The 4,274-nt window shown below is 69.3% G+C and carries 5 protein-coding genes; all 5 read left to right on the top strand.

Features of this window, described 5'->3' with window-relative positions; all coding sequences use genetic code 11:
• Positions 1-162: 162 nt before the first annotated feature.
• On the top strand, positions 163-903 hold the full coding sequence (locus ABKW28_RS22545) for a hypothetical protein (protein ID WP_348613497.1): 741 nt from the start codon (positions 163-165) through the stop codon (positions 901-903).
• The gene (locus ABKW28_RS22540; RefSeq protein WP_348613495.1) at positions 896-1,846 is read left to right on the top strand and encodes an NADH-quinone oxidoreductase subunit H; all 951 of its coding nucleotides are present in this window, start codon (positions 896-898) and stop codon (positions 1,844-1,846) included. The genes ABKW28_RS22545 and ABKW28_RS22540 overlap by 8 nt, the downstream gene beginning before the upstream one ends.
• Before the next feature lie 25 nt (positions 1,847-1,871).
• Positions 1,872-2,648, top strand: a complete 777-nt coding sequence (locus tag ABKW28_RS22535) for an NADH-quinone oxidoreductase subunit J (protein WP_348613493.1) — start codon at positions 1,872-1,874, stop codon at positions 2,646-2,648.
• Positions 2,645-2,947, top strand: a complete 303-nt coding sequence (locus ABKW28_RS22530) for an NADH-quinone oxidoreductase subunit K (protein ID WP_348613491.1) — start codon at positions 2,645-2,647, stop codon at positions 2,945-2,947. The genes ABKW28_RS22535 and ABKW28_RS22530 overlap by 4 nt, the downstream gene beginning before the upstream one ends.
• On the top strand, positions 2,944-4,274 hold a 1,331-nt coding region (locus ABKW28_RS22525; RefSeq protein ID WP_348613489.1), incomplete at its 3' end, for a proton-conducting transporter membrane subunit. The genes ABKW28_RS22530 and ABKW28_RS22525, both read left to right, overlap by 4 nt.

Raw genomic sequence — 4,274 nt, 5'->3', positions numbered from 1 at the left:
CACGCCGGTCACGACGAGCACGCTGGCCACGACGAGCACGCCGGTCACGACGAGCACGCTGGCCACGACGAGCACGCTGGCCACGACGAGCACGCTGGCCACGACGAGCACGCTGGCCACGACGAGCACGCCGGCCACCGGGGTCATCGCGGCCACGGTGACATGAGTCCCGGAGGCATCGCGTTGGCTTCTGGCGGTGAGGATCGCGACGGCCTCGCGATGGATGTCTTGCATCTACGGCTGGGGCCGGTGCTCTCCTATTGGCCCTCCAACCTCACGGTGGGGCTCACGTTGCAGGGCGACGTGGTCACTGCCGTCTTCGACGTCGTCACCGATCGCGTGAGCATCGAAACCGGAACAACCAGCGGGGATCACCCACACGGTCTGAGCCTGTCGCGCCTGTCCGCGGCTGCTCGGCTCGACGCGCTCACGAGCCTGCTGGCGTTGGCCGGATCGCCACGGCACGCGACCCTGGCGCGCCGCGCTCGCAACGCTGTCCTCGTCGTCTCCACAGAGGAGGCGCTAACGAAGCGAACGGTCGAGCAGCTTGGACGTGTGCTGCAGCGCTCCCGCCTGCTGCGGTGGTCGCTGATCGACCTTGCCCCCGTGGCCGCGACCGGCCTGCTGGCCGGAGACGTGTACACCCGAATGCTCAAGATCGTCGAGCTCGCCGAGGCCGACCTAGCAGCCGCAGAATCAAACCCGGACGTGGGGACCGCAGCGCACGCCGCCCCGTCGACCGAACCTGACACAGCCCGCACGATGACGGACCTGGGTCAGGTGCTGCCGTCGCTGCTGACCGGCCTTGAGGTCGCGTCGGTTCGGCTGGCCATCGCCAGCGTCGTCGGCCTATCACCCGTGCTCGCCGTGCCAGCGTCTTCACTCGGGAGCGGTCATGTCTGAGATGTCTGAGATGGGCGGTGCGGTCGTTGTCAGTCCTGCGTGGGCGTTGGTGGCCGCCTTCTTGGTGGCAGCCGTGGCACTGGGTGCGGCGTGCCTGAACGGCGCGCTGGAGGCCAGCCAGACCGGGGGCCGTGTCGGCGAAGGTCTGCGCCGCCCATTCGTGGACGTGGCGAGGTTGCTGCGCCAACGGCGCCGGACGTTGGTCTCAGCTGACGTGCCGTTGTGGCGCGTGGGCGGCGCCGGCCTGGTCGTCGTGGCGCTGCTGATGGTGGCCGTCGTGCCCTTGGGTGATTGGACTCTGAGCGACCTGTCGATCGGGGTGGTGTGGTTCAACGCCATGGACGTCATGGTGTGGGCGCTGGTGTGGCTGGCCGGATGGGGTCCGAACTCCACCTACGCGCTGATCGGCGGCTTCCGGTTCCTGGGTCAGGCACTGGCTTACGAACTGCCGTTGATGTTCGCGCTCACCGCTCCCGCCGTCGCCGCGGGAAGTCTGAACGTGACGCAAGTGGCCGACGCCCAAGACGAGATCTGGTTCGTGGCATGGATGCCGGTGGCGTTCGTGGTCTACTGCGCTTCGGTAGTCGGCTTCTCGGTCTGGGGACCGCTGTCGACCGCGGCCGGCGCGGACATCGCGGGCGGGGTGCTGGCCGAGTCCTCCGGTGTCGACCGGTTGCTTCTGCAGGCTGGGCGTTACGCGTTGCTGGTGGCCGGATCCGCCTTCGCGGTTCCGATGTTCCTCGGTGGCGGCTCGGGGCCGCTGCTGGCGCCGTGGGCCTGGGTCCTTGTCAAGACCGTCGTTCTCGTCGCCGCCCTGGTGGTCATCGCTCGACGCCTTCCGGCGATCCGCCCCGACAAGCTGGCCGAGGTGGGATGGGTGCTGATGGTGCCGCTGGTACTGGCCCAGCTCCTGGTCGTGTCTCTCGTCGTGGTCCAAGGCTGAGGGGGAGGCCGCAGTGGTAGACGACGTGCTGTTCTGGGTTCTCGGCGTGATCTCGGTGGTCGCGGGGATCGCGGTGTTCCGGGTGGACTCCATGGCCCGCGCCACCTACGCCCTGGCGATCTCGTTCGTCGCGGTCGGGCTAGCGCTGCTGCTCTTCGACCTCGACTACATCGGCGTCATCGTGGTGTTGATGATGGTGATGGAGATGGCAGTCATGGCCGTCTACATGATCATGTTCATGGGCATGAACCCGGCCCTGATGCCGATGAGCATGGTGCACGGCCACCGCACCGCCATCACCGCCGGGCTCGGCAGCTTCGTCGTCCTGGCCGGCGGAGCCCTGCTGATCCCGTGGCCCGATCGCGCCGGCTCCCCAGGTGCCGACGTAACCCGCGAGCTCGGCGAGGCTCTGATGGGCTCGAAGATGCTCGCCATGCTGACCATCAGTCCGGTCATGCTCGCCACGATCGTCGCCGGAGTCTCCCTGGCCGCGCACCGCACCCGCTACGACCGCCTCGGCGACGACCTCGCAGGCCCGGCCATCGACCCGCAACCCGGTGGCGTCGGCCGCAGCACGCGCCCCTCACCCAAGTCAGCCGAGTCAGCCGAGACCGCCCGGCCAGCCGGTCACGCAACCGGTCACGCAGCTGCCGAGCACCCCACTCGGACCAATGAGGGCACGGAGGACAGCGGCCACGACAGCGGGCACACGGGGCACGCCGGGCACGCCGGGCACATGGGGCACCTCGGGCGCATGGGGCACGACCCGGGCGAGGCACCCGAGACGGGAGAGACGAAGTGAGTCTCGAGGCGGTCTTGATCGTGGCATCGGCGCTGTTCGGTGTCGGGCTGTACGGCGCGTTGTCGCAACAGGTCGTGGTGATGGTGATGATGGGGCTGGAGCTGATGCTCAACGCCGTCATCCTGGCCGCCGGCGCGATCTGGTGGTTCCTGGCCCCAGACCCGACCGGGCAGGTGCTCCTGCTGGTCGTGATCGCCGCCATGACGGTGGAGATGGCGATGGGGTTCGCGGTCGCGATCACCTTGAACCGACACGGCGGCACTGACATGACCGACATGGCGGGTGACCTGTCGCGATGAACGCCCCCTTCTTCTCCGCGTCCCTACCATCCGTCGCGGCCACGACAGCCCCGTCCGGCGGACTGCCCGAGGCTGCACTGTGGCTGCTGGCGCTCGGCCCGGCCGTCGTCGGCGCCACCCTGTGTGGGGTGATGCCGGGCCGTCGGGTCGCGCAAGTCGCCAGCTTGCTCACCGCGCTCGTTGCGGCGGTCCTGGCCGTGCTCGTCTCTGTGGAGCGCCCCTCGGTGAGTGCTCCCTTCCTGCAGGTCTCGCGGTTCGCTCTCGGCGTCGACACCCTGTCCGCGGTCGTGCTGGTGACGGTCGCCGTGGTCACCGTGCTGGTGCTGATCTTCGCCACCGGCGATGTCACCGACTCCACTGCCCGTTTCCACGGGCTGATGTTGCTGTTCCTCAGCGCGGTGGTGATCACGGCTGCTGCCGAGAACCTGCTGACCCTCCTGATCGCCTGGGAGGTCATGGGCGCCACCTCGTATGCGTTGATCGGTTTCCGCTGGCGAGACCCGAGCACCGGCGAGGCAGGGATGGTCGCGTTCTTGACGACCCGGGCCGCCGACATCGGTCTGTACGTCGCCGCGGGAGCTGCACTAGCGGGGGGAGCCGGCCTGGGCCTGGGGCAGTTGACGCAGGCCTCGGACGGCTGGCGCAACGTGATCGCCGCGGGCATCGTTGCCGCGGCCCTGGGAAAGGCCGCGCAGCTGCCGTTCTCGTTCTGGCTGGCCCGCGCGATGGCCGGGCCCAGCGCCGTCAGCGCCCTGCTGCACTCCGCGGCCATGGTGGCGATGGGGGGCTACCTGCTGTTGCGCGTCTCCGATCTGCTGCAGATCACCGGCTGGGCCGCAACAACGGTGGCGTGGGCGGGAGCGCTCACCGCTGTGTTGATGGGCGTGGTCGCCCTGCTGCAGTCGGACTTGAAGCAGCTGTTGGCCGCCTCGACCGCAGCGCAGCTCGGGTTCGTTGTCCTCGCTGCCGGCGTGGGCGCCATCGGTGGCGGTGCCTCCCACTTCGTGGCCCACGCGGCTACCAAGGCGTTGCTGTTCCTGCTCGCTGGTACTTGGCTGACCGCGCTCGGCACCAAGCAACTCGACCGGCTGGTCGGTGTGGGTCGACGTTGGCCGGGCCTGGGCGCGGTAGCGGTGGTCGGCCTGCTCTCCCTTGCAGGGATCGCGCCGCTGTCGTTGTGGGTGACCAAGGACACCGTCCTGGCCGGCGCCTTGCATGAGTCCGGCGCGCTCTACGCCGTCGGCCTGCTCGCGGCCGCTCTCTCGGCCGGGTACGCCGTCAAGGTCCTTCTTGTCATCCTCGCCCCCACTCCCGCCCCCACTCCCGC

The sequence above is a fragment of the Nocardioides sp. 31GB23 genome, assembly GCF_040012395.1.
In the GTDB taxonomy this organism is placed as follows: domain Bacteria; phylum Actinomycetota; class Actinomycetes; order Propionibacteriales; family Nocardioidaceae; genus Nocardioides; species Nocardioides salarius.
Note: the sequence above shows the minus strand (reverse complement) of the source record. Positions and strands in the feature narration are given on the sequence as shown.

Excerpts from the sequence above, each read along its gene's own strand:
- ABKW28_RS22545 (WP_348613497.1), top strand. The coding sequence starts at position 163 with ATGAGTCCCGGAGGCATCGCGTTGGCTTCTGGCGGTGAGGATCGCGAC.
- ABKW28_RS22540 (WP_348613495.1), top strand. The coding sequence starts at position 896 with ATGTCTGAGATGTCTGAGATGGGCGGTGCGGTCGTTGTCAGTCCTGCG.